Annotated in this window: 19 protein-coding genes; 8 read left to right on the top strand and 11 right to left on the bottom strand. The window is 63.8% G+C overall.

All coding sequences use genetic code 11. The annotated features are described in order from the left end of the window. Positions 1–55 precede the first annotated feature (55 nt). Entirely contained in the window at positions 56–1,456 is a 1,401-nt protein-coding gene (locus MESAU_RS18105) for an aminotransferase-like domain-containing protein (RefSeq protein WP_015317492.1), read from the top strand. 232 nt (positions 1,457–1,688) lie between these two features. On the opposite strand, the gene MESAU_RS18100 is transcribed toward MESAU_RS18105, so the two are convergent. The 3 genes from MESAU_RS18100 to MESAU_RS18090 form a co-directional block, all read right to left on the bottom strand. After that, entirely contained in the window at positions 1,689–2,186 is a 498-nt protein-coding gene (locus MESAU_RS18100) for a MaoC family dehydratase (protein WP_015317491.1), read from the bottom strand. Positions 2,187–2,445: 259 nt separating this feature from the next. After that, the gene (locus MESAU_RS18095) at positions 2,446–2,874 is read right to left on the bottom strand and encodes a phasin family protein (protein ID WP_041163820.1); all 429 of its coding nucleotides are present in this window, start codon (positions 2,872–2,874) and stop codon (positions 2,446–2,448) included. Between the two features lie 106 nt (positions 2,875–2,980). Next, the gene (locus MESAU_RS18090; RefSeq protein ID WP_015317489.1) at positions 2,981–4,276 is read right to left on the bottom strand and encodes a DUF445 domain-containing protein; all 1,296 of its coding nucleotides are present in this window, start codon (positions 4,274–4,276) and stop codon (positions 2,981–2,983) included. Positions 4,277–4,544: 268 nt separating this feature from the next. Between MESAU_RS18090 and rirA the strand changes: the two genes are divergently transcribed. Beyond that, on the top strand, positions 4,545–5,009 hold the full coding sequence (gene rirA, locus MESAU_RS18085; RefSeq protein ID WP_015317488.1) for an iron-responsive transcriptional regulator RirA: 465 nt from the start codon (positions 4,545–4,547) through the stop codon (positions 5,007–5,009). 32 nt (positions 5,010–5,041) lie between these two features. On the opposite strand, the gene MESAU_RS18080 is transcribed toward rirA, so the two are convergent. From MESAU_RS18080 to hemP, 5 genes are read right to left on the bottom strand one after another with little or no spacing between them, the layout of a single operon-like run. After that, on the bottom strand, positions 5,042–5,833 hold the full coding sequence (locus MESAU_RS18080; protein ID WP_015317487.1) for a heme ABC transporter ATP-binding protein: 792 nt from the start codon (positions 5,831–5,833) through the stop codon (positions 5,042–5,044). A 7-nt stretch (positions 5,834–5,840) separates the two neighbouring features. Continuing rightward, a complete protein-coding gene (locus MESAU_RS18075) occupies positions 5,841–6,941 on the bottom strand; it encodes a FecCD family ABC transporter permease (protein WP_015317486.1) in 1,101 nt (366 codons plus the stop codon). A 5-nt stretch (positions 6,942–6,946) separates the two neighbouring features. Continuing rightward, a complete protein-coding gene (locus MESAU_RS18070; RefSeq protein ID WP_015317485.1) occupies positions 6,947–7,855 on the bottom strand; it encodes a heme/hemin ABC transporter substrate-binding protein in 909 nt (302 codons plus the stop codon). A 10-nt stretch (positions 7,856–7,865) separates the two neighbouring features. Further along, positions 7,866–8,927 carry a hemin-degrading factor gene (locus MESAU_RS18065; protein WP_015317484.1) on the bottom strand — a complete coding sequence of 354 codons (1,062 nt, stop codon included), beginning with the start codon at positions 8,925–8,927 and terminating at the stop codon, positions 7,866–7,868. Positions 8,928–8,950: 23 nt separating this feature from the next. Further along, positions 8,951–9,157 carry a hemin uptake protein HemP gene (gene hemP / locus MESAU_RS18060; RefSeq protein ID WP_015317483.1) on the bottom strand — a complete coding sequence of 69 codons (207 nt, stop codon included), beginning with the start codon at positions 9,155–9,157 and terminating at the stop codon, positions 8,951–8,953. A gap of 197 nt (positions 9,158–9,354) precedes the next feature. On the opposite strand from hemP, the gene MESAU_RS18055 reads away from it, so the two are divergent. The 4 genes from MESAU_RS18055 to hmuQ all read left to right on the top strand — a co-directional run bounded on the left by MESAU_RS18055 (position 9,355) and on the right by hmuQ (position 13,490). Then, complete coding sequence (locus MESAU_RS18055; RefSeq protein WP_015317482.1) at positions 9,355–11,544, top strand: TonB-dependent hemoglobin/transferrin/lactoferrin family receptor; 2,190 nt, start codon at positions 9,355–9,357, stop codon at positions 11,542–11,544. A 2-nt stretch (positions 11,545–11,546) separates the two neighbouring features. Continuing rightward, positions 11,547–11,984 carry a hypothetical protein gene (locus MESAU_RS18050; protein WP_015317481.1) on the top strand — a complete coding sequence of 146 codons (438 nt, stop codon included), beginning with the start codon at positions 11,547–11,549 and terminating at the stop codon, positions 11,982–11,984. Between the two features lie 81 nt (positions 11,985–12,065). Further along, positions 12,066–13,118 (top strand): energy transducer TonB, encoded by a 1,053-nt coding sequence (locus tag MESAU_RS18045; protein WP_224595117.1) that lies wholly within the window; start codon positions 12,066–12,068, stop codon positions 13,116–13,118. Positions 13,119–13,175: 57 nt separating this feature from the next. After that, positions 13,176–13,490 (top strand): heme-degrading protein HmuQ, encoded by a 315-nt coding sequence (gene hmuQ / locus MESAU_RS18040; protein ID WP_015317479.1) that lies wholly within the window; start codon positions 13,176–13,178, stop codon positions 13,488–13,490. An 8-nt stretch (positions 13,491–13,498) separates the two neighbouring features. Here hmuQ and putA read toward each other — a convergent pair whose 3' ends face one another. Next, positions 13,499–17,107, bottom strand: a complete 3,609-nt coding sequence (gene putA, locus MESAU_RS18035; protein WP_015317478.1) for a bifunctional proline dehydrogenase/L-glutamate gamma-semialdehyde dehydrogenase PutA — start codon at positions 17,105–17,107, stop codon at positions 13,499–13,501. A gap of 162 nt (positions 17,108–17,269) precedes the next feature. On the opposite strand from putA, the gene MESAU_RS18030 reads away from it, so the two are divergent. Beyond that, the gene (locus MESAU_RS18030; RefSeq protein ID WP_015317477.1) at positions 17,270–17,722 is read left to right on the top strand and encodes an Lrp/AsnC family transcriptional regulator; all 453 of its coding nucleotides are present in this window, start codon (positions 17,270–17,272) and stop codon (positions 17,720–17,722) included. 1 nt (position 17,723) lies between these two features. Here MESAU_RS18030 and MESAU_RS18025 read toward each other — a convergent pair whose 3' ends face one another. Next, positions 17,724–18,923, bottom strand: coding sequence for a cytochrome-c peroxidase (locus MESAU_RS18025; protein WP_015317476.1), 1,200 nt, complete (start codon positions 18,921–18,923; stop codon positions 17,724–17,726). A 7-nt stretch (positions 18,924–18,930) separates the two neighbouring features. Next, positions 18,931–19,380, bottom strand: a complete 450-nt coding sequence (locus tag MESAU_RS18020) for a FixH family protein (RefSeq protein ID WP_041163818.1) — start codon at positions 19,378–19,380, stop codon at positions 18,931–18,933. Between the two features lie 151 nt (positions 19,381–19,531). On the opposite strand from MESAU_RS18020, the gene MESAU_RS18015 reads away from it, so the two are divergent. Next, complete coding sequence (locus MESAU_RS18015) at positions 19,532–20,455, top strand: sugar kinase (RefSeq protein ID WP_015317474.1); 924 nt, start codon at positions 19,532–19,534, stop codon at positions 20,453–20,455. Positions 20,456–20,459 lie beyond the last annotated feature (4 nt).

Here is a 20,459-nt window from a genome sequence, read left to right as displayed (position 1 = left end):
CAGAGACAATGCAGTACAATTCGATAAAACTGTCATGGTTTTCTGGAAGGTACAGATGGACGAAGCAGTGAGGCTCGACAGAGGCGGAACTCTCGTCGAAGGGGTCATGGCCGCCATCCGGCAGCGGATTGCCGCGCGCAGCCTGACGCCTGGAGCAAGGTTGCCCTCGATCCGCGCTTTCGCCAAATCCATGCAGGTGTCGAAATCCACCGTGGTCGAGGCCTACGAACGGCTTGCCGCCGAAGGCGCGATCCGTTCGCGGCCCGGTTCCGGTTTTTATGCCGCCGGGTCGCTGGCACCGCTGTCGCTCGCCGAGATCGGTCCCCGGCTCGACCGTGCCGTCGATCCGCTCTGGGTCTCGCGCCAGTCCCTGGAGGCTGGCGACGAGGTCCTGAAACCCGGCTGCGGCTGGCTGCCGGCTTCATGGATGCCACAGGCCGGGCTGCGCCGGGCATTGCGCACTGTCGCGCGTGCCGACGATGTCGCGCTCGCAGATTACGGCACGCCGCTCGGGCTGCCGCCGCTGCGGCAATTGCTGGCGCGGCGCATGGCCGGGCACGGCATCGAAGCCTTCCCCGACCAGATCATGCTGACGGAATCGTGCACCCAGGCCATCGACCTGCTCTGCCGGTTCCTGATCGAGCCGGGCGACACCGTGTTGGTCGACGATCCCTGCTACTTCAATTTCCATGCTCTGCTGCGCGCCCACCGCGCCAAGGTCGTCAGCGTGCCCTACACGCCATCGGGGCCGGACATCGAGCTGTTCGCCCAGGCGCTGGCCGAACACCGGCCGCGCCTCTACATCACCAACTCGGCCATCCATAACCCGACCGGCGCGATCCTGTCTCCGGTGACGGCCCATCGTTTGCTCAAACTGGCCGACCAGTCGGATCTGACCATCGTCGAGGATGATATCTTCGCCGATTTCGAGCACATTCCCGCCCCAAGGCTAGCGGCGTTCGACGGCCTTAGTCGCGTCGTCCAGATCGGCAGTTTCTCCAAGACGCTGTCGGCGTCGGTCCGCTGCGGTTTCATCGCCGCGCCCCGTGACTGGATCGAGGGGCTGACCGACCTCAAGATCGCCACGACTTTCGGCGGCGGACGGCTGGCGGCCGAACTTGTGCTGACGCTGCTGAAGGACGGCAGCTACCGAAAGCACATGGATTTGCTGCGCGCCCGCCTTTCGCGGGCCATGGGCGAGACCAGCGCCCGGCTGAAGGCGATCGGCATCACGCCCTGGATCGAGCAGCCGGCTGGGCTGTTCCTGTGGTGCACCCTGCCGGAAGGCGTGGACGCGGCCGAAATCGCCCGCAGTGCGCTCGCCGACAACATCGTGCTGGCGCCCGGCAATGCGTTCAGCCTGTCGCAGTCCGCCAGCCGCTTCCTGCGCTTCAACGTCGCCCAGTGCGCGGACGAGCGGATTTTCAAGGCGCTCGAAACGGCGATGACTCGCTGATATGGGAACCACCAAGTCAGCAGACAAATAAGCCGCGACAACACCTCGTTGTTGCGGCCTTCTGCCCCATCAAATCAGACCATCCATGAAACGGCAGAACGCCGCCAAATCTCACCATTTGCGCGGATGCTCAATCATGCCTTTTCCGAAATGCCATACCCAGATCTGGGCCTATTCCTTGCCGCACAAGAACAGCTGAAGGAATTGACGCAAGGAGCCTAGCGGGCGCCGTTCAGGCCCCTGCCCGTTTGCGGCGCTCGTAGAGCATGACGAGTGTTTCAGCCATCAGCGCCGGCTTTTCCTCGCCTTCGATCTCGACCGTGTTGGCTGCCTTCATCAGATACTGGCCCGGGCCTTTGTCTTCCATGGAAAGCAGCTTCGTGCGCAAGCGAATGCGTGCGCCGACCTTGACCGGCGCCAGGAAACGCACCTTGTCGAAACCATAGTTGAAGGCGGCCTGCGTATTCTCGGGCACGATCCCCATTTCGAGGGCCAGCGCGCCGATGATCGACAGTGTCAGATAGCCATGCGCGATCGTGGTGCGGAACGGGCTTTGCCGCCGCGCCCGTTCAGGATCGACGTGGATCCATTGATGGTCGCCCGTGCATTCGGCGAACTGGTTGATACGGTTCTGGTCGACCGTGGTCCATTCCGAGACGCCGAGCTCCTGCCCGGACATCGTTCTCAGCTGCTCGTAGGTTGGCGGCGTTTTAGGCCGTACTTCCGTCATGCCTGCTTTCCCGATCGCTTCCAAAGCTTCCGGACCACGAACCGGCGGCCTCTGTCAATTCGTCCCTCGCAAATCCGTTCCGGCGCATTCGCGCTCACTCGTGCCATGTCTTGCCATGCGATGGCAGGCGAATTGGGACTTTTCCGACCTTTCAGACTGCCGGGAGCTTATGGCGTGGCGCTAATGCAACTGTGCGAAGGGTTACGGTATCGGGAACGGGGTGTGCCCGGCCGAGAGCGGAACGACAGCCCATGAGAACCTACTTCTGCCCGTAACCGGCGCGGACCTCCTCCATCGCCTCCTTGATGCGTGCGCGCAGGATGTCGATCGATTCGGTGCCTGATTTCCTGGCTAGCTCAGCCACTTCACCGGCGTTCTTGAGCGCCACCTCGAAGGATTTTCTGGCAAACTCGGTCTGCTTGGCCATCAACTCCTGCGGATTGCCCGGTGCGCGGTAGCTCTGCGCCATGTCGGCGATTTCGCGCAGCGTGTCCTGCAGCATTTCGCGTTGCCTAGACAACAGCGAGGACGTCCCAGCCGCCCCGGCACGCGCGGATTTCTCCAAGGCTTCGAGATTCTTGCGGTGATGCGCAAGAATCGCTTCGACATCCACATTCGGCACCTTCAGGTCACGGCCGAACCTGCCGAACATTTCCATGAAGGAATCGGATTCCGATTGTCTGGCCATGATTGTCATCTCCCCTTTGCCGCGGTCGCGGACGCCCTCATCGAGGAGAATAGCACTCGAACGCCTCGTGTCCATTTCGAACACGGGCCTAGGCGATCGCTAGGGATCAATTGACCGGGAGCAGCAACTCGATCGTGTAAAGTATGATGCCCGCCAGCCCACCGATGATCATGCCGTTGAAGCGGATATATTGCAGGTCCCTGCCAATGTTCATCTCGATCAGGCGTGTCAGTTGGGCCAGGTCCCAGCGCTTGACCTGGTCGGCGATGAATTTCGACACACCGCTCTTCTGGCTTTCGACGAAGGAGGCCAGCGCCACCACGAAGCCTTGGTTCATGTCGGCCCGGATCTGCGCGTCTCCGGCAAGATGGCGGCCGACTTCGACAAACATGTTGGCCAGATGCTCCCTGATCAACGAATTCGGCGCCTTGGCGTCCTGCTCGATGAACAGGCTGAGGCTCTCCCACATGTCGCCGGCCAGCGCCCTGATTTCCGGTCTGGCGAGGAAGTCGCGCTTCATTTTCTCCGCTCGCCTGGCATATTGCTTGGACGTGCGCAGCCGCTCGACGAAACTTTGCGCGAAACGGTCGAATTCGGCGCGCATCGGGTGATCTGGATCGGCACGCACCTCGTCCAGCAAGGAGCCAGCCGAAGCGACGATCTTCTTCAGGAGATAGGCGTCGGCCCGGAACAGGTTGAATAGCGACGGGAGTTCCTCGCGGATCTTGTCGCGCATCGTCGCCAGCGCCTGTTCGTCGTTGAGGAACCGGCCGATGACCTTGATGAACTCGTCGAACAGCTTCTGGTGGCGGCGGTCGTCGGTGAGCGCGGACAGAAGTTCGGCCGCAAGTGGCGCCAGCGGCACCTTTTCGATCTGTTCGAGCATGCGGCTGGTGACGAAGCCGCGCAGACCGGATTGTTCGACGGCGGCAAGCGTCTGCGGCACCAGCCGCACGACGAAGCGCGACAGGCCGGCGGCGCGTTCGGCATCGGCCAGCCAGTCGGCCACGAGCGCCGAAAAATCGACCTCGGCGAGTTTTTCACGCACCGGTTCCGGCGCCAGGAAATTGGCCTCGATGAAACGGCCGAGATTGTCGGCGATACGGTCCTGGTTTTTCGGGATGATGGCGGTGTGCGGGATGGGCAACCCGAGCGGCCGTTTGAACAGCGCCACCACCGCGTACCAGTCGGCAAGGCCGCCGATCGTTGCCGCCTCGGCGAAGGCGGCGACGAAGCCGAGCCATGGATAGCTGCTCTGGAAGGACTTGGCCAAGGCAAAGACCACCACGCAGAGTGCCAATGCCGCCGTGGCGACGAACTTTGTCCGCCGCAACGCGGAAAGCTTGGCGCCCGCGTCGGCATCGAACCGCACTGGCGCCAGGGATTGGTCCGATTGAGCCATGCCGCTCCTCGTCTATTAGGCCTATCTAGTGCCGCGGCCGCCGGAATGCCCGTGGCAGCCGGTTTGTCTGTCCCGGCTTTTGCCCGGCGGCGCACATAAAGTTGACGAGTTTATTCATCTATGATGCCCGGCTAGTCTGGAATTATTCCAAGGTATAGGCCATATTCCGCCGAGACCAGTGCAGCGATCCGGATTCCGGACGAGGGCCGCGCCAGCAAAGTTTAGAATCTGGCGTGGTTGCATCATATCAGCGCCGAGTGAGGACAAGATGCGGCTTACGCGCCAAACCAACTATGCCATGCGCATTCTGATGTATTGCGCCGCCAACAATGACCGGTTGAGCCGCATACCGGAGATCGCGGCCGCCTATTCGGTGTCGGAACTGTTCCTGTTCAAAATCCTGCAGCCTCTGGTCGAGAATGGCATGGTCGAGACTGTGCGCGGCCGGAACGGAGGGGTACGGCTCGGCCGTGCCGCCGAATCGATAAGCCTGTTCGACGTTGTGCGCGTGACCGAGGAAAGTTTTGCCATGGCGGAGTGCTTCGAGAACGATGCCGCCGAATGTCCCCTGGTCGACAGCTGCGCGCTGAACTCCGCATTGCGCGAAGCGCTCAACGCCTTCTTCGCCGTGCTTGCCCGTTACACGATCGCCGACCTCGTGGCGGCACGGCCGAATGTGCGCGCCCTGCTCGGCATCGACATGCTGATGGAGCGCCGCGCCCCAGCGGCCTGATCCCTGCCGCATCGTGCAGTGTCGGCTGAATATCAGCTGACCGACGATTGCGGGAGCACGAACGGCATGTTGCCGGCCGGCAGCACGCCGACCTTGAGCCGGCAATCGAACACCTTCTCGATCAGGTCGTCACTCAGCACGTCGCGGGGCAAGCCGCTGGCGGCCAGCCGGCCGCGATGTATCACGAAGATGCGGTCAGCGTACATGGCCGTCAGATTGAGGTCGTGCAGGATCGCTACCACGCCCCCGCCCCTTCTGGCGAAGTCGCGGGCGATGTTCATGATGATCAGCTGGTGCTTGATGTCGAGGCTGGACACCGGCTCGTCAAGGAACAGATAGCGCGGCTTGCCGTCGAGCACCGGCGCCCAGACCTGGCACAGCACGCGCGCAAGCTGGACACGCTGCTGCTCGCCACCGGAAAGCTCCTGGTAGAAGCGGCCGGCAAAGCCGTCGAGATCGACCCGCGCCAGCGCCCGTTCCGGCAGGCGTCCGTCCTCGCCCGGCAGCACGCCCGAACGGCCACCGACCAGGCCAAGCCTGACGACCTCCCGCACAGTGAAAGGAAACGACAGCGTCGTCGCCTGCGGCAACACAGCCCGCTGGACGGCGACCTCCACCGGCTTCATCGCTGCGAGGTCGCGGCCGTTGAGGACGACGCTCCCGGTATAGCCGAGGTCCCCCGACAATGCCCTCAGGAAGGTCGTCTTGCCCGAACCATTGGGGCCGACGATTGCGGCCACCTCGCCCGGCCGCGCATCGAAATCGACACCGGCAACAATTCTCTTGCCGGCAATATCGACCGAAACATCCCTCGCCTCGATCATTCCAGCCTCACAAATCGATCACGCCGCGCCTGCGCAGCAATATCCACAGGAAGAACGGCGCGCCTGATATCGCGGTGACGATGCCGATCGGCAGCTCGGCCGGCGCCACGATGGTGCGGGCGACCGCATCGGCGAGCAGCAACAACGAGGCGCCGAGCAGCGCCGAGGCCGGCAGCAGGTAACGATTGTCGGGTCCGATCAGCAGTCGCAGCAGATGCGGCACGACGATGCCGACGAAGCCGATGCCGCCGCTGACGGCGACGGAGGCGCCGACCGCCGCCGAAACGCCGATAATGGCGGTGTATTTCAGCCGCTGCACCGGAATGCCGAGATGGCCGGCGGTCGCTTCGCCCAGCGCCAGCGCGTTAAGGCCGCGGGCCAGGAACGGCATCGCCGCCAGTGCCAGGACGATTATGGGTCCTACGGAAGCTATCTTGGCCCATGTCGCACCGCCGAGCGATCCCAGTGACCAGAAGGTCAGGTCGCGCAGCTGGCGATCGTCGGCCATGAATATGAGGATTCCGGTCAGCGCCATGGCAAGTGCCGCCAGGGCTATGCCCGCGAGCAGCATGGTGGCGACCGAGGTTTGCCCACGTCGCGTGGCGACCTGATAGAGCGCCAATGTGGTGACGAGACCGCCGACGAACGCCGCAAGCGGCAGCGCCAGCGTTCCGAGCAAGGCGGTCACCGGCGCCAGCACGGTCCCGCCAAGAACGATGATGACCACCGCGCCAAGGCTGGATCCTGCGGAAACGCCGATCAGACCGGGTTCGGCGAGCGGATTGCGGAACAGTCCTTGCATGACGGCGCCACAAACCGCGAGCGCCGCACCCACCAACATGCCGAGGATGACGCGTGGCATGCGGATGTCATGGACGATCAAGCTGTCGCGGGCGTTGAGCGCCGCATCGCCGGGGACGGAGCCAAAGAGCCAATCCCTGAAGACGGTCACGGCGGATGCATCCGATGCGCCGGATGTGAGCGAAAGCAAGATGGCGATCGCCAAGCCCAGGCACAGCAGAAGGATGACGGCACGGGCGCGGCCGGAACGATCCCCTTCGGATGCCCTAATCGGCTTCGCCGGACCGGCGATCGACTGGTCGGCCATGATGCTCAGTCCGTGACCTGTGCGCCATAAAGCGAAACGGCGAGATCATGGATCGCGTCGGCCGTGCGCGGCCCGAAGCCGAGTAGATAGGCGCCATCGATGCGGATCAGCTTGCGCGCCGTTCCGGCCGGCGTTGAGGCGATGGATGGATTGCCGAACACTTCGTCGTCCGAGACCGGCGGCCCGGCATTGCTCATCATCAGGATCACGTCCGGCCTTGCGGTGATGATCGCTTCGTCCGACATTTGCTTGTAGCCGGAAAAGCCTTCCACCGCATTGACCCCGCCCGCCAGCTTGACCATGCCGTCGGCCGCGGTTTCGCTGCCGGCCGCCAGGATCTTGCCACCCTGCGTCGAGAGAATGAACAGCACGCGCCTGCGCTCCTTGATCGAGGCTGTCCGCTTTTCGGCGGCTGTGAGTTTCGCATCGAGCGCCCTGGCCAGCACCTCGGCCTTGGCCTCGACCCCGATCGCCTTGCCGACAATGCGGACCTTCTGGAGGATGCCTTCGCGGTTGTACTGCTCGGGCACTTCTATCAACGGAATGCTCGTCTTCTTCAGCACGTCGACGGCTTCCTTGGGACCGCTGCCGTGCAATGCCAGTATGCCCGTCGGATTGACCGACAAGACGCCTTCCGGCGACAGCTGGCGCATGTAACCGACATCAGGCAGGTCGAGCGCGGCCTTTGGATAGAGGCTGGTGGAATCGCGCGCCACCAGATGCCTCTCCTCGCCCAGCGCATAGACGATCTCGGTGATGGAGCCGCCAATAGCGGCGATCTTCGAAGGATCGGCGAACACCGAAACGCCTTCGGTGGCGCCGGCTGGTTGCAGCGCGGCGAAAGCCATGGAAAGGCCGATTGCATAACCGACCCTCGATCCGCGCAGGGCGGACGGCCTCGAAACAAACCGCATCGCACTCTCCTCAGGCTGCCGTCGGGTTCGGAATGCGCGGCAGGTGCTCGGCCAGAAAACGCCAGTCCTCGCGCTCGCTTTCGCCTTCATGGCGCTTGCCGAAGAACTGGATGATCATGTCGCCATTGGCGGCATAGACCTCGAGCGATGTGACATGGCCGTCCTTGGTCGGCTTGCGCACCGCCCAGACTTCATGGATGTGGTCGGTGCGCAGGTGCAGGTGGAAGGTCTCGTCGAGCACGTTGATCCACGGCCCCATGGGCTTGATCGATTTGATCGGCCCGGAGTGGATCTGGATGCAGCCGCGGTTGCCCACGAAGCACATGATCGGCATCTCGCTTTCGGCGGCGTGATGGAACATGGCGCGCACCGCGTCATTGTCGAGCAGCCAGGCGTAGTCCTGGCCAACCATGCGCACTGCCTGGCGGCGGCTGAGCTTCAGCGTTTTCAGCATGCCGAAGAACTGGTGCACGTCCGTCAGCCGGCTCCAGCGATCACGCAGGTCGTCCAGGCTCGCCGTCGATGCCCCGGCCTCGCTTTCCTCATCGAGAACCGTCCCTGAAATGTCGATCGTCGGCTCCTGGTTCGGCGATTCCAGCGAGGCGACCAGTTTCTGGTAGGCATGGAGGCTGGAGGCCGGGCGCAGATGCACCTTGTGCACCGCGTCGCCGGCCGCATCGAAGAACTGCAGGCTGCGGCGGATGTCGTCGCCGTCGCGCTTCTCCACGGCAAAGCCATGCGCCCAGATTTTCGGAAAAATGCGCAGGTCGATGTTCTCGCCGAGCACCATGGCATTGTGATTGCCGGTGACGACCTTGTCATAGACGCCGATCTTCTCGTGCACGGCGCTTTCGTTGCGGGTCAGCGCCATCACCTCGCCAACGGCCTCGAGACCGGTCAGAAGGTCGTTGACGCGCGGTTCGACGCGGACGACGCCGTCGCCGCAATGCGCGGCCACCAGCTCGGCCTCCGAAATGCCGAGCTGGGCGGCGAGGTCACGCTCGCGCGCTTTCGGATTGTCGGTCCGGGCCCGCCGGATTTCATGCGGAGCGGGTTTTACGCGCTGGTCCATGTCTTTACCCCTGATGCCTTGCCTTACTTGTTGAGAATGAGCTTGCCCTGGCGGGTGATCTTCAGCCGGTAGAGCGCGCCATGATGCTCGATTCCGATTTCGTGCTCGCCCTGGAACAGCGTGTTGCTGGACAGCGTCCGCACCGCCAGCGAGACCCGATCGAAACGGGTGGAGGTATCGTCGGAACGGCGGACGCGATAGCGAAACTCGTTGGGATTGTGCGTGTTCATCTGGGTCGATCCCTTTCCTGTGCCGGGCATCTGGCTAGGCGTTGCGAATTGCCGATTCATTCTTGACTTGAATAATCATGTTTACTAGTCAGTGCAATACCGGACTAAATAAGTCAACATTTAAGATGCCGGATACGATCAAAATGCCAGCAAGCCCCGGGCCAGCCAGCATGGAACCTGGGATTTGGAGTTGGGGCATGGGGTTGATAAGTTGGGAACGGCGCCGTCGGTGGGCGGCGAACGGTGCGGCGGCTTTGCTCGCAAGCGTGGCGGCGATCGCTCTATCCGCGCCATCGGCGCACGCGCAACCTGCGACGCAGGCGGCGAGCGAGCAGACGGATCAATCGAAGAAGACTGACCAGCAAAAGGCAGCCCCCGCGGGCGCTACGTTGCTCGACAGGATCCTGGTGCTCAGCCGCACCGGCGAAACGGCGATACAGTCGCTGGCCTCGGCCAGCCATGTCGACCAGGAACAGCTCGATCGCCGCATGGCGACAACGCCGAACGAGATGCTTTTCGGTGTGCCTGGCGTCGCTGCGCAGGCCGACGCCAGGCGCGTCAGCACCAGCATCAACATCCGCGGCCTGCAGGATTTCGGCCGCGTCGCGGTGATCGTCGATGGCGCGCGCCAGAATTTCCAGCGTTCCGACCACGGCACCCAGTCGACCTTCTACATCGATCCCGAGCTCGTCAAATCCGTCGACGTGATCCGTGGTCCCGTCGCCAACACCTATGGCTCGGGCGCTATTGGCGGCGTCGTCTTCTTCGATACCAAGGATGCGGTCGATGTCCTTATGCCCGACGAGACCTGGGCCGGTTCCGTCACCGGACGCTACGAGAGCAACGGCAAGGGCTGGACCACCAGCGCCACCGGTGCCTATCGCATCAATGAGAACTGGGACGTGTTGGGCAACATCGTTTACCGCGACTACGACAACTACAAGGACGGCGACGGCGACACCGTCAACGGCACCGGCTTCGACGTGCAGAGCGGCCTGTTCAAGACGACCATCCGGCCAACCGAGAACAGTGAGCTCAAGCTCGGCTGGGTCGGTTCGAGCGACGGCTGGGACGAGACCAGCGGCGGCGTGCCGGTCAACGATGTCGACCTGAAGTCGAACACCTTCACGGCCCGCTACAACATCACGGACGAAGACAAGAGCTGGCTCGATCTCCACATCAACACGTCCTACAACAAGACCAATCTCGACCTGACCAGTCTCGCGCCGCAGAACCGCTTCGATCCGGTGACCGGTCTTCCCGTGGTGCTGCCGGCAGGATCACTGTCGACATTCGATGTCGGCACGACCGGCATCGATATCTGGAACACGTCGCGGTTCGAAACGAACGGCATCGCGCATGAACTGACCTATGGCGGCGATTGGGTCGGCGACAACGTCAAGACGGGTGGCGCGGCCGGGGGCGACAGTTTCTACACGCCGTCGGGCAAGCGCAACGTGTCCGGCGCCTATGTCCAGGACAAGCTCACCTGGGACTGGCTCGAAGTCATCGCTGGCCTGCGCTACGACAGCTACAGCCTGAAGGATGACACGCACGATATTTCCGGACACAGGCTATCCCCGCGCGTCACGGTCGGTGTCTCGCCGTTCGAGAGCGCCGGGCTTGCCGGCCTGCAATTCTACGGCACTTATGCGGAAGGCTACCGCTCGCCCTCGATCACGGAAACGCTGATCAGCGGCAATCATCCAGCCGGCGTCAGCTTCCCGTTCCTGCCCAATCCAAATCTGCGGCCTGAAACCGGCAAGACGACCGAGTTCGGCGTCAACTACAAGCAGAACGACATCTTCGAACCGGGCGACGCCTTGCGCCTGAAAGCAGCCTATTTCAACAACGATGTCGACGACTATATCGACGGCGTAACGCTGTCGCCGTTCGCTCCAGGCAGCGGCTGCCCCTTCGGCCCCGGAATCCCGATCTGCTTCCAGTACCAAAATTTCGCCAAGGCCAAGATCAACGGTTTCGAGCTGGAAGGCGTCTATGACGCGGCATGGGGCTATGCCGGCTTCTCGGCCTCGATCACGGATGGCCACACCGTTTCCTACAAGGGTGTGGAAGCCGACCTCGCCACTATTCCCTCCTCTCAGGTCACCGCTCAGCTTGGCCTGCGTTTCCTTGAGGACAAGCTGACCGTCGGCGGTGAGGTGCAGTATAACGGCAAGCCGAAGGGCAATGCCGTTGCGACGGACTACACACTGGTCAATGCCTTCGCGAGCTATCAGGCGACCGACAATCTGAAAGTCGATTTCCGCGCCGACAATCTGTTCGACGTCAAATACGCCAATCCGCTGAACGGCAGCACCACGGTTGCGGTCTACGAACCCGGTATCACGCTGAAGCTAGCGGCAACCATGCGCTTTGGAGGCTGACCATGACGCCCTTGACGGCATCCCTTCGTTTGCTGACCTCGACGCTGGCGATGTCGCTGACGACAATTCCGGCGTGGGCTGAGCAGTCCGCGCCGGTCCTGACCCTCGAACTCAATGCCGCGCAGCCTTCCGGCAAGGGCTGCCGGCTGACCTTCCTGGTCAGCAACAATCTCGGCGCCGACCTGACCAAGGCGGCGTTCGAGATCGCTCTGTTCAACAAGGCCGGCATCGTCGACCGGCTGACCGTGCTCGACTTCAAGGACCTGCCGCACGGCAAGACCAAGGTGACACGCTTTGACCTGGCCGGCACCGACTGCACCAAGGTCAGCCGCGTGCTGGTCAACAGCGGAACGGATTGCGCTGGCACGGGCGTCGAACCAACTGCCTGCATGCGCAAGCTGAAGACGGACACCAGGACCGGCATCGCTTTCGGCGTCTGAAGTGGGACCGCATAAGAAAAGACCGTGGCAGGGCCGCTGGCCGGCTTCGATTGCTTACCGGTTGAGGCAGCCGATCTTGATTTGACAAGTCTGCGCGTATCGCTGCAATTTCGCGCCCGCGACATGCAGGAAATCAATCCACTCCCCGACGCTGGCAGCGAGTTGGCAATAGCGCCGGCAGAGCGACTTGCCCAGGCACGACCGCAAGCCAGCAACGGCAAGTGGCAGGCTGCGATCGCCATCTCCTGCCTGCTCCATGCCGGCGTGGCGGCGGCTTTTCTGATCTCGTCCGCCGGCAAGTTCGATTCCAGGGAGGCAGAGCAGTCGGAAGGCGGCGATCACAAAGGTGACAAGGTCGCCGGCAGTGCATTGGACAAGGACCCGGCGGCAATGAATGTCACGCTGGTGCCGCCCCCGCCGACGGCCAAGCCTCATCCGGCAAAGGCGGCCAGACCGGCGCCGACCGCACCTTCACAGCCCGCGCAGGAACCGGTGACACACGCTCCCGAGCCTGCCCGTGACGCCGCGAAGCAGGCTTCGGAGCCCTCGGCGGAACCGGTCAAACAGCCCGTGGCCACGCCGGACATACTGGTGGCGGCAACCCCGCGCCCGGATGACCAGAGCGTGGCTGCCAGGACAGAAACGCCGGCACAGCCGAACGCCCAGGCCGGAACCACCGAAATTCCTGTCACCGTTCCGGACCAACCGCCGATCCCCGTTGCAAGGCCAACTCCGGCGGCTGCCCCTGCCACTGCTGGAGCAGCGAATGAACGGAGCGGCACGGCCGATGGCCAGGACCGGCTGGCGGAAGCGGCCAGCAAGGGCAAAAGGCAAAAAGACCAAGGCAGCGCCGCGGAAGACAGCTACCGCGGCAACGTCTTTCGAAAACTCGGCAGCGTCAATCGTACTCTCCCGCCTTCGCTGCAACTGGCCGCGCGTAACAATGCGGTTGTGGCATTCGCCATAGGCAGGAAGGGCGACATAGACCAGTTGCGCATTCTGGAAAGCTCAGGATCGCCGACTTTCGACGAGGCCGCGCTTGGCATCGTGCGCAAGGCCGCTCCCTTCCCTCCAATTCCGTCACAGGCATCGAACCCGAGCTTGGAGTTCGAGGTCGGCATCGGCCCGTTTTGACTAGGCCCGGGACAAACGTTGCGGCGCAACCATCAACATCCGCGTGAAAGGGACCCCATGTACATCGCCATGAACCGCTTCAAGGTCCAGACCGGCTCGGAGGGCAACTTCGAAGCCATGTGGAAGAACCGCGACTCCAGCCTGGCCGAGATGAAGGGTTTTCGCGAATTTCACCTGCTGCGCGGCCCGGTCAACGAGACCGAGGGCTACACGCTGTTCGCGTCGCACACGGCGTGGGCAAGTCACGATGATTTCGTCGCCTGGACCAAGTCGGAGAACTTCCGCGCCGCCCACCGGAATGTCGGCACGACGAAAGTCCACTATCTCGGCCACCCGCAATTCGAGGGCTTTTCCGTCGTCGAGGGCGCGTAGATGCCGACCTATGCGGCGGCCAAGAGGCTGGCATTGCCACCCGCGGCGGTCGTGTCGACGCAGACCGCCCGCTCATGCGCATAAGCCGCCGGATAAAGCACCTCGCTGACCAGCGGGACGATCGGCCCGCTGCGCTCGGCGATGACCTTGCGCACGATGCGCGCCGCCGCGGGCGTGCCTGAAAAAGCAACCACATCGACGCGCAGCGAGCGCGCCTCGACAGGATCGGGGCGGCCGTCGATGGCCGCCAGCGGCAGGCCTTTGCCGGTCAATGCCGAGAGCGCCGCCGGTGCACCCGGCGCAACAGCCAGCACCGCATTGCCGGCGGCGAGCGCCTGGATGGTCTGCGCCAGCAGCGTGTCGCCGTCCGGCCCCAAGCACAGCACCCGGCCGCGCGGCGACAGCGACAGCGTGTTGGCCTCGCCGGTCGGCCCGGGCAGATCGACCTGGCCGAAATCAATGCTGGCGGCGGCACCGATCGCGGCCGCGCCCTTGCCGCGAAGATGCTTCCTGAGGATGGCGACCCGGTCCGGCCGCGTCGACCAGCCGCCGAGAGCGGGATCGGGCAGATTGTCGGCCAGTTCGGTCGCCGTCACCTTATGGCCTTCGCCGACTTCCGTGCCCGCTTCAGGCCCTTTGCGGAAACGCCTGAGATAGTGCGGCCCGCCGGCCTTTGGCCCGGTGCCGGACAGGCCCTCGCCCCCAAATGGCTGCGAACCGACGACAGCGCCGATCTGGTTGCGGTTGACATAGATGTTGCCGGCATGGATGCCGTCGACGAAATGCTGCACCCGGCCTTCGATGCGGGTGTGCAGGCCGAAGGTCAGGCCGTAGCCCTTGCGGTTGATGGCGGCGATGACGCTGTCGATCTGGTCGGCGTCGAAGGTCGCGACGTGCAGCACCGGACCGAACACTTCGCGCTCCATCTCCTCGATGCCCTTGACCCGGAAGACATGCGGCGCGACGAAGCGGCCATCCTTGGGCGCCTCAAGTTTAGCGATCAGCCGGCCCTGCAGGCCCATCGTCGTGCAATAATCGCGGATCGAACTTTGCGCGTCATCGTCGATCACCGGACCGACATCGGTCGAAATCCGCCAGGGATCGCCGACATTGAGCGCCTCCATGGCGCCTTTCAGCATCTCCAGCATCTTCTTCTCGACGTCTTTCTGGACATAGAGCACGCGCAACGCCGAGCAGCGCTGGCCGGCACTCTGGAAGGCCGACGCGAGGATGTCACGCACCGCCTGCTCAGGAAGTGCCGTGGAATCGACGATCATGGCATTGAGGCCGCCGGTCTCGGCGATCAGCATGGCGTCCGGCGCCGCGGTCTCGGCCAATTGCTTTTCGATCAGCTTGGCGACCTCGGTCGAGCCGGTGAAGCAGACGCCGGCAATACGCGGGTCCGCTGTCAGCGGACCACCGACCGACGGGCCGTCCCCGGGCAGGAGTTGGATGACGTCTTCCGGCACGCCGGCCTCGCGCAGCATCTCGACGGCGCGGAAGGCGATCAGCGGGGTCTGCTCGGCTGGCTTGGCGATCACTGAATTGCCAGTGACAAGTGCTGCCGCGATCTGGCCGGTGAAGATGGCGAGCGGGAAATTCCACGGCGAGATGCAGACGATGGCGCCGCGCGCTTGCGTGCCCGTTTCGGCGTTCGCCGCCTCGGTGGCGTAATAGCGCAGGAAGTCGACCGCCTCGCGCACTTCGGCGACGCCGTCGGCCAGCGATTTGCCGGCCTCGCGCGTGGCGAGCGCGAAGAACTCGACGGCATTGGCCTCGTAAAGATCGGCGGCACGGTTGAGGATAGCGGCACGCTCGGCGACCGGGCGTTTTGCCCACGCCGGCTGCGCCTCGACAGCGATGCGCACGGCGGTTGCGACCTGCTTGGCGGCGGCCTCGTGAACCGTGCCGACCACCTCGGAAGGCTTTGCCGGATTGAGGATCGGGCGCTGCTTGCCGTAGCCGGCGGCGCGCGTGATCGGCTTGGCGTGCCAGCGATCGGGACCCGCAAATGCCGCTCTGGACTGCTCGATCGCCGCCAGCGTCACCGTGTCGGTGATGTCGAATCCCTTCGAGTTGCGGCGCCCGATCCCAAAGATCTGGGAAGGCCGGGCAATCGCCGGATTGGCGGCGGGACCCTGGCTTTCAACCGTTTCCAGCGGATCGCGTGCGATATCCTCCGGCTCGACCTCCTCGTCGGTCAATTGGTGCACGAAGGAGGAGTTGGCGCCGTTTTCCAGGAGCCGGCGGACCAGATAGGCCAGCAGGTCCGAATGCGCGCCGACCGGCGCATAGATACGGCAACGCGTGCCTTCGGCCTTGCGCACCGTTTCGTGCAAAGCCTCGCCCATGCCATGCAGGCGCTGGAATTCGAAGGTGTCGCGACTGTCAGCCATCGACAGGATGGCGGCGACGGTGTGCGCGTTATGGGTGGCGAACTGCGGATAGATGCGGTCGGTCATGCCAAGCAGCTTTTTCGCGCAAGCCATGTAGGAGACGTCGGTGTTGGCCTTGCGCGTGAACACGGGATAACCGGCAAGCCCGAGTGTCTGCGCCCGCTTGATCTCCGTGTCCCAATAGGCACCCTTGACCAGCCGGACCATGATGTTGCGATTATGCTTGTTGGCCAGGGCATAGAGCCAATCGATGGTGAAAGCCGCGCGCGGACCATAGGCCTGCACGACGACGCCAAAGCCGTTCCAGCCGGCGAGTTCCGGCTCGGCCAGCACCCGCTCGATCACGTCGAGCGACAGGTCGAGACGATCCGCCTCCTCGGCGTCGATGTTGAGCCCCATCCGCGAATGCCGTGCGGCCAGGGCCAGCGACAACAGCCGCTCGGCCATCACAGGCAGCATCTCTTCCTTTTGCGCTTCTTCGTAGCGTGGATGCAGTGCCGAAAGCTTGACGGAGATGCCATGGTTCTGGCGGATATCTGGCCCGTTCGAGCCAGCATCGAGCGAGGAAATGGCGTCGGCATAGGCCTTGTGATAGCGCAGCGCGTCCGCCTCGGTGCGGGCCGCCTCGCCCAGCATGTCGAAGGAGTAGAGGTAACCCTTCTGCGTCATTGGCCGGCCGCGCTTGACGGCTTCCGCGATCGTGCGGCCAAGCACGAACTGCTCGCCCATCTCGCGCATGGCTGCGGCCACTGCCTTGCGGATGACCGGTTCGCCCAGCCGGCGCACCATCGAACGCAGCGTGCCTTCGATACCGCCCTCACCTTCCTCGAGCACGCGGCCGGTCAGCATCAGCGCCCAGGTTGAGGCGTTGACGAAGATCGAACTCGAACCGCCCGAATGCGCCGACCAGTCGTGCGGCGCGATCTTGTCGGCGATGAGATCGTCCATCGTCTCTGTGTCGGGCACGCGCAGCAGCGCCTCGGCCAGGCACATCAGCGCCACGCCTTCCTTGGTGGAGAGGCCGTAGGCCGAGAGGAAGACTTCCATCAGCCGGGGATCGGACGAACCGCGCACCGCCCGCACCAGGTCGGCCGCACGCGCCGAGATCGCCTTACGGTCTCCGGCCGAAAGCCCGGCCGCCTCGGCTAATCGCTTAACCGCTGCGTCTTCGTCGGGCAAATAATTAGCGCGGATCTGCTGGCGGATGGCGTCGAGCGGCATGGCGGTCCTATGAGCAAGCACAAGGGAACGGGCCGGCGGTCACCGGACCGAATGGCGCAAGCTAGCACAAGTGCCAGATTTCAGGCGGTCTGAAAAAATCGACAGGGCAGCTCGATTGACGTATCATGTCGCCGAAAATTGCTCATTCGGGCTGCAGTTTCAATGACAGAAGATCAATTGGACCGCATCGACAGGAACATCCTGTCGGCACTGGCCGGCAATGGCCGGCTTTCCATGTCGGAACTGGCGGTCAAGGTCGGCCTGTCGAAGACACCGGTGCAGGCGCGGGTGAAGCGGCTGGAGAAGGACGGCTATATCAGGGGATACCAGGCGATCATCGACCGCGAACGCATGGGCGAAGGCCATGTCGCCTTCGTGCAGGTGAAATTATCGGACACCCGATCCGCCGCGCTCGATGCCTTCAACCGCTCCGTACAAGCCGTGCCGGAAATCGAGCAGTGCCACATGATGGCGTCGAGCTTCGACTATCTCCTTAAGGTCCGCACGAAGGACATCGCCGCCTATCGCCGCGTGCTCGGTGAGCGCATCTCCGCCCTGCCCCACGTCGCCCAGACCTCGACCTTCGTGGCGATGGAGACGGTCAAGGACAGGTAACCTATTCCGATAGCGTCTTCAGGAACGCCACCAGCGCGGCGCGCTCGCGGCCCGAGAGCTCCAGCGGGTGAATTTCAGAACTGCCCTCGACGCTTGGCGCAGCCTTGGCATAGTGAGCGACGACCTCGTCGAGCGATGAAAACTGCCCGGCGTGCATGTAAGGCGGCCGCGTCGCCGCACCGCGCAGCGACGGCGTCTTGTAGGCGCGCACAAGTTCCGGCGCATCCTTGACCATGAAGCGCAGCTCTCCGCAGGCACTGGCCTCGCCATCGCGATAGGCTCCGAAGCAGTTGAACGGGTCGGCCTCGACCTGGGCCACCGCATCGACGCGCCCACGATCCGCCGGCAGGCCGGCAGCAGGCGGTACACCCGTGTTGTGAAAACCGTTGTCGCTGAAGCGCGGGCCGTTGTGGCAGCTCACGCAATTGGCCTTGCCGACGAACAGTTTCAACCCAAGGATTTCCTCCGCGGAAAAGACGGCATCGCCTTTCGGCTCGGCGCCTGTCGCAAGGTCCAGCGCAAAGCGGTCGAAGCGTGTCGGTGCCGGCTCGATTGAGCGTTCGAAAGCGGCGATCGCCTTGCCGATATTGGCATAGACGCCGTTGATTGCGTCGCGCTGCGCATCGCTCATCGCGTTCCAGGCGGTTTTTTCGGCATCGCTTCCAAGCGGGCTGGCATTTGGCGGAATGCTGGACAAATCAGGCAATGGCCCGAAGATGCGCTCGTAGCGTTCGCCGAAACGCGCCTTCATGTAATGCGCGTAGGCAGCACGGTTTCCCGCCTGTTCCAACGGGTTTTCGAGCGGTGTCAGCGCCTGCGCCCACAGGCTGTCGCGTCGCCCGTCCCAGAAAAACCAGGGGTCGCGCGCCACGCCGGCCAGCGGCATGGTGCGCCGGTTGGTGTGGCCGACTCCGACCGCCTGCGGCAGGTCGTCCTGGAACTGCCGGTCGATCTTGTGGCAGGTCGAGCAGGACACCGTACCGTCGCGGCTCATCCCGACGTCGAAGAACAGCGTCGAGCCGAGCGCCGCCGCGGCCGGCTCATCGGCGAAGCGGTTGGTGGTATCAGGCTTCAGCGCCGGCAGCGTATTCAGCGCGAGCGATGCAATCGTCTTCTTCTCGGCATCGGAAAAATCCGGCTTGCCGCAACCGGCAAGGATGGCTGCCACCGTCAGTGCCAAAAAGCAGAAAAAGCGCCTCATCGACCGCTCACAGCACCACGTTGAACAGCACAGTGTCGGAGCCCGCGCCGGACGATATGGCGAAACGCAGTTGCCACCAGCCGCTCATGGTGAATTTCACCCCTTCGATGCGGTAGCGTCCCTCGCCTAGATAGTCGGTCGCCTGCGGGCTGGTCGGCAGACCGTGATTGTGTTGCGGCATGCCACCGGAGATGGCAATCGCGGCTCGCTCCACCGAGGCCCCCGTCTTTGTCTTCAGCGTCAGAAGCCAGGATTCCAGTTCGCCCTGCCGCACGACGCCCCGTTCCGGCACGAAACTCGCTACGTACAACCCGTTGTCGGTTTTTTTCGTCCGCGAGACATCCGGGCCGGCGGGCTGTGCCGAATGCGGCGCGGTCAGATAAACGGCCGCGAGAACGCCGACCAGCAAAGCAGCCAGACCAAGACCTGCCAGGAGATAACGCCATAACGATGCCAAACCGGTTCCTCTTTCGCAGATAACGTCCTGCCGGGCGGATCGCATCCCGCCAGCCTGTGGGAAAACGCTGTGGCGGAAAAAAGCCTGCTTGCCAAGCATGGCGCTGCGTTCGGCAAAAAGCTACAGCACCGAAAGCACTGGAGGATTGCAGATGGTGGGAAACGGCGTCGCCTCGATCGGCGAATGCATGCTGGAACTGTCGGGCCAGACCGGGCCGAACTGGCGCATGGGCTTTGCCGGCGACACGTTCAACACGCTGTGGGCGCTGCATGCCCTAAGCGCTGACCGGCCGGCAACCTATGTCTCGGCCTTCGGCGACGACCCTTTCTCGCAGGGCCAGATCGACTTCTTAGCCGAAAACGGCATCGGCATCGGCTCCAGTCCGGTCATACCGGGCGCGCGCCCCGGCCTCTATGCCATCACGCTGACCGGCGCCGAGCGCTCCTTCACCTACTGGCGCGGCGACGCCGCCGCCAGGCAGCTCGCCTCGGACCCGGCGGCACTGGCGAAAAACCTGGAAAATCAGGCGCTTGTGTACTTCTCCGGAATCACTTTGGCAATTCTCGATGAGGCCGCGCGCCAGACGCTGCTGGCCGCAGTGGCAAAGGCGCGCGCGGCGGGCTCGCTGATTGCCTTCGATCCCAACTATCGGCCGCGGCTCTGGCGTAACCGCGAGGACGCGCAAGCAGCGATTGCCCGGGCGCTTGCGGTTACCGACATCGCGCTGCCGACGTTCCCGGACGAGCAGATGCTGTTCGGCGATGACACACCGCAGGCGACCGCCGAGCGCCTCGGGCAATTGGTCAAGGAGGTCGTGGTCAAGAACGGCGAGGCACCGGCGTTGATTGGCAAGGGTGGAGCGCTGCGGGAGGTCGCCGCAATCCACGTGCCTGCGCCCGTGGACACGACCGGTGCCGGCGATTCCTTCAACGGCGGCTATCTCGCCGCACGGCTTGGCGGGATTGCCCCGGCGGACGCTGTCCAGCGTGCGCACCGCGTCGCCGCCGCCGTCGTGCAGGTCCGCGGCGCATTGGCGCCGTTCGAGACGCTACGGGCGGCGTTCGGCCAGTCCTGAAAAA

This window comes from Mesorhizobium australicum WSM2073, from assembly GCF_000230995.2.
Classification (GTDB): domain Bacteria; phylum Pseudomonadota; class Alphaproteobacteria; order Rhizobiales; family Rhizobiaceae; genus Mesorhizobium; species Mesorhizobium australicum.
The sequence above is the reverse complement of the archived record's forward strand: the minus strand, read 5'-3'. Positions and strand labels throughout refer to the sequence as shown.

Excerpts from the sequence above, each read along its gene's own strand:
- MESAU_RS18065 (WP_015317484.1), bottom strand. The coding sequence starts at position 8,927 with ATGGACCAGCGCGTAAAACCCGCTCCGCATGAAATCCGGCGGGCCCGG.
- MESAU_RS18075 (WP_015317486.1), bottom strand. The coding sequence starts at position 6,941 with ATGGCCGACCAGTCGATCGCCGGTCCGGCGAAGCCGATTAGGGCATCC.
- MESAU_RS18100 (WP_015317491.1), bottom strand. The coding sequence starts at position 2,186 with ATGACGGAAGTACGGCCTAAAACGCCGCCAACCTACGAGCAGCTGAGA.
- MESAU_RS18015 (WP_015317474.1), top strand. The coding sequence starts at position 19,532 with ATGGTGGGAAACGGCGTCGCCTCGATCGGCGAATGCATGCTGGAACTG.
- rirA (WP_015317488.1), top strand. The coding sequence starts at position 4,545 with ATGCGGCTTACGCGCCAAACCAACTATGCCATGCGCATTCTGATGTAT.
- putA (WP_015317478.1), bottom strand. The coding sequence starts at position 17,107 with ATGCCGCTCGACGCCATCCGCCAGCAGATCCGCGCTAATTATTTGCCC.
- MESAU_RS18070 (WP_015317485.1), bottom strand. The coding sequence starts at position 7,855 with ATGCGGTTTGTTTCGAGGCCGTCCGCCCTGCGCGGATCGAGGGTCGGT.
- MESAU_RS18025 (WP_015317476.1), bottom strand. The coding sequence starts at position 18,923 with ATGAGGCGCTTTTTCTGCTTTTTGGCACTGACGGTGGCAGCCATCCTT.
- hmuQ (WP_015317479.1), top strand. The coding sequence starts at position 13,176 with ATGTACATCGCCATGAACCGCTTCAAGGTCCAGACCGGCTCGGAGGGC.
- MESAU_RS18090 (WP_015317489.1), bottom strand. The coding sequence starts at position 4,276 with ATGGCTCAATCGGACCAATCCCTGGCGCCAGTGCGGTTCGATGCCGAC.
- MESAU_RS18105 (WP_015317492.1), top strand. The coding sequence starts at position 56 with ATGGACGAAGCAGTGAGGCTCGACAGAGGCGGAACTCTCGTCGAAGGG.
- MESAU_RS18095 (WP_041163820.1), bottom strand. The coding sequence starts at position 2,874 with ATGGCCAGACAATCGGAATCCGATTCCTTCATGGAAATGTTCGGCAGG.
- MESAU_RS18030 (WP_015317477.1), top strand. The coding sequence starts at position 17,270 with ATGACAGAAGATCAATTGGACCGCATCGACAGGAACATCCTGTCGGCA.
- MESAU_RS18080 (WP_015317487.1), bottom strand. The coding sequence starts at position 5,833 with ATGATCGAGGCGAGGGATGTTTCGGTCGATATTGCCGGCAAGAGAATT.
- MESAU_RS18055 (WP_015317482.1), top strand. The coding sequence starts at position 9,355 with ATGGGGTTGATAAGTTGGGAACGGCGCCGTCGGTGGGCGGCGAACGGT.
- hemP (WP_015317483.1), bottom strand. The coding sequence starts at position 9,157 with ATGAACACGCACAATCCCAACGAGTTTCGCTATCGCGTCCGCCGTTCC.
- MESAU_RS18050 (WP_015317481.1), top strand. The coding sequence starts at position 11,547 with ATGACGCCCTTGACGGCATCCCTTCGTTTGCTGACCTCGACGCTGGCG.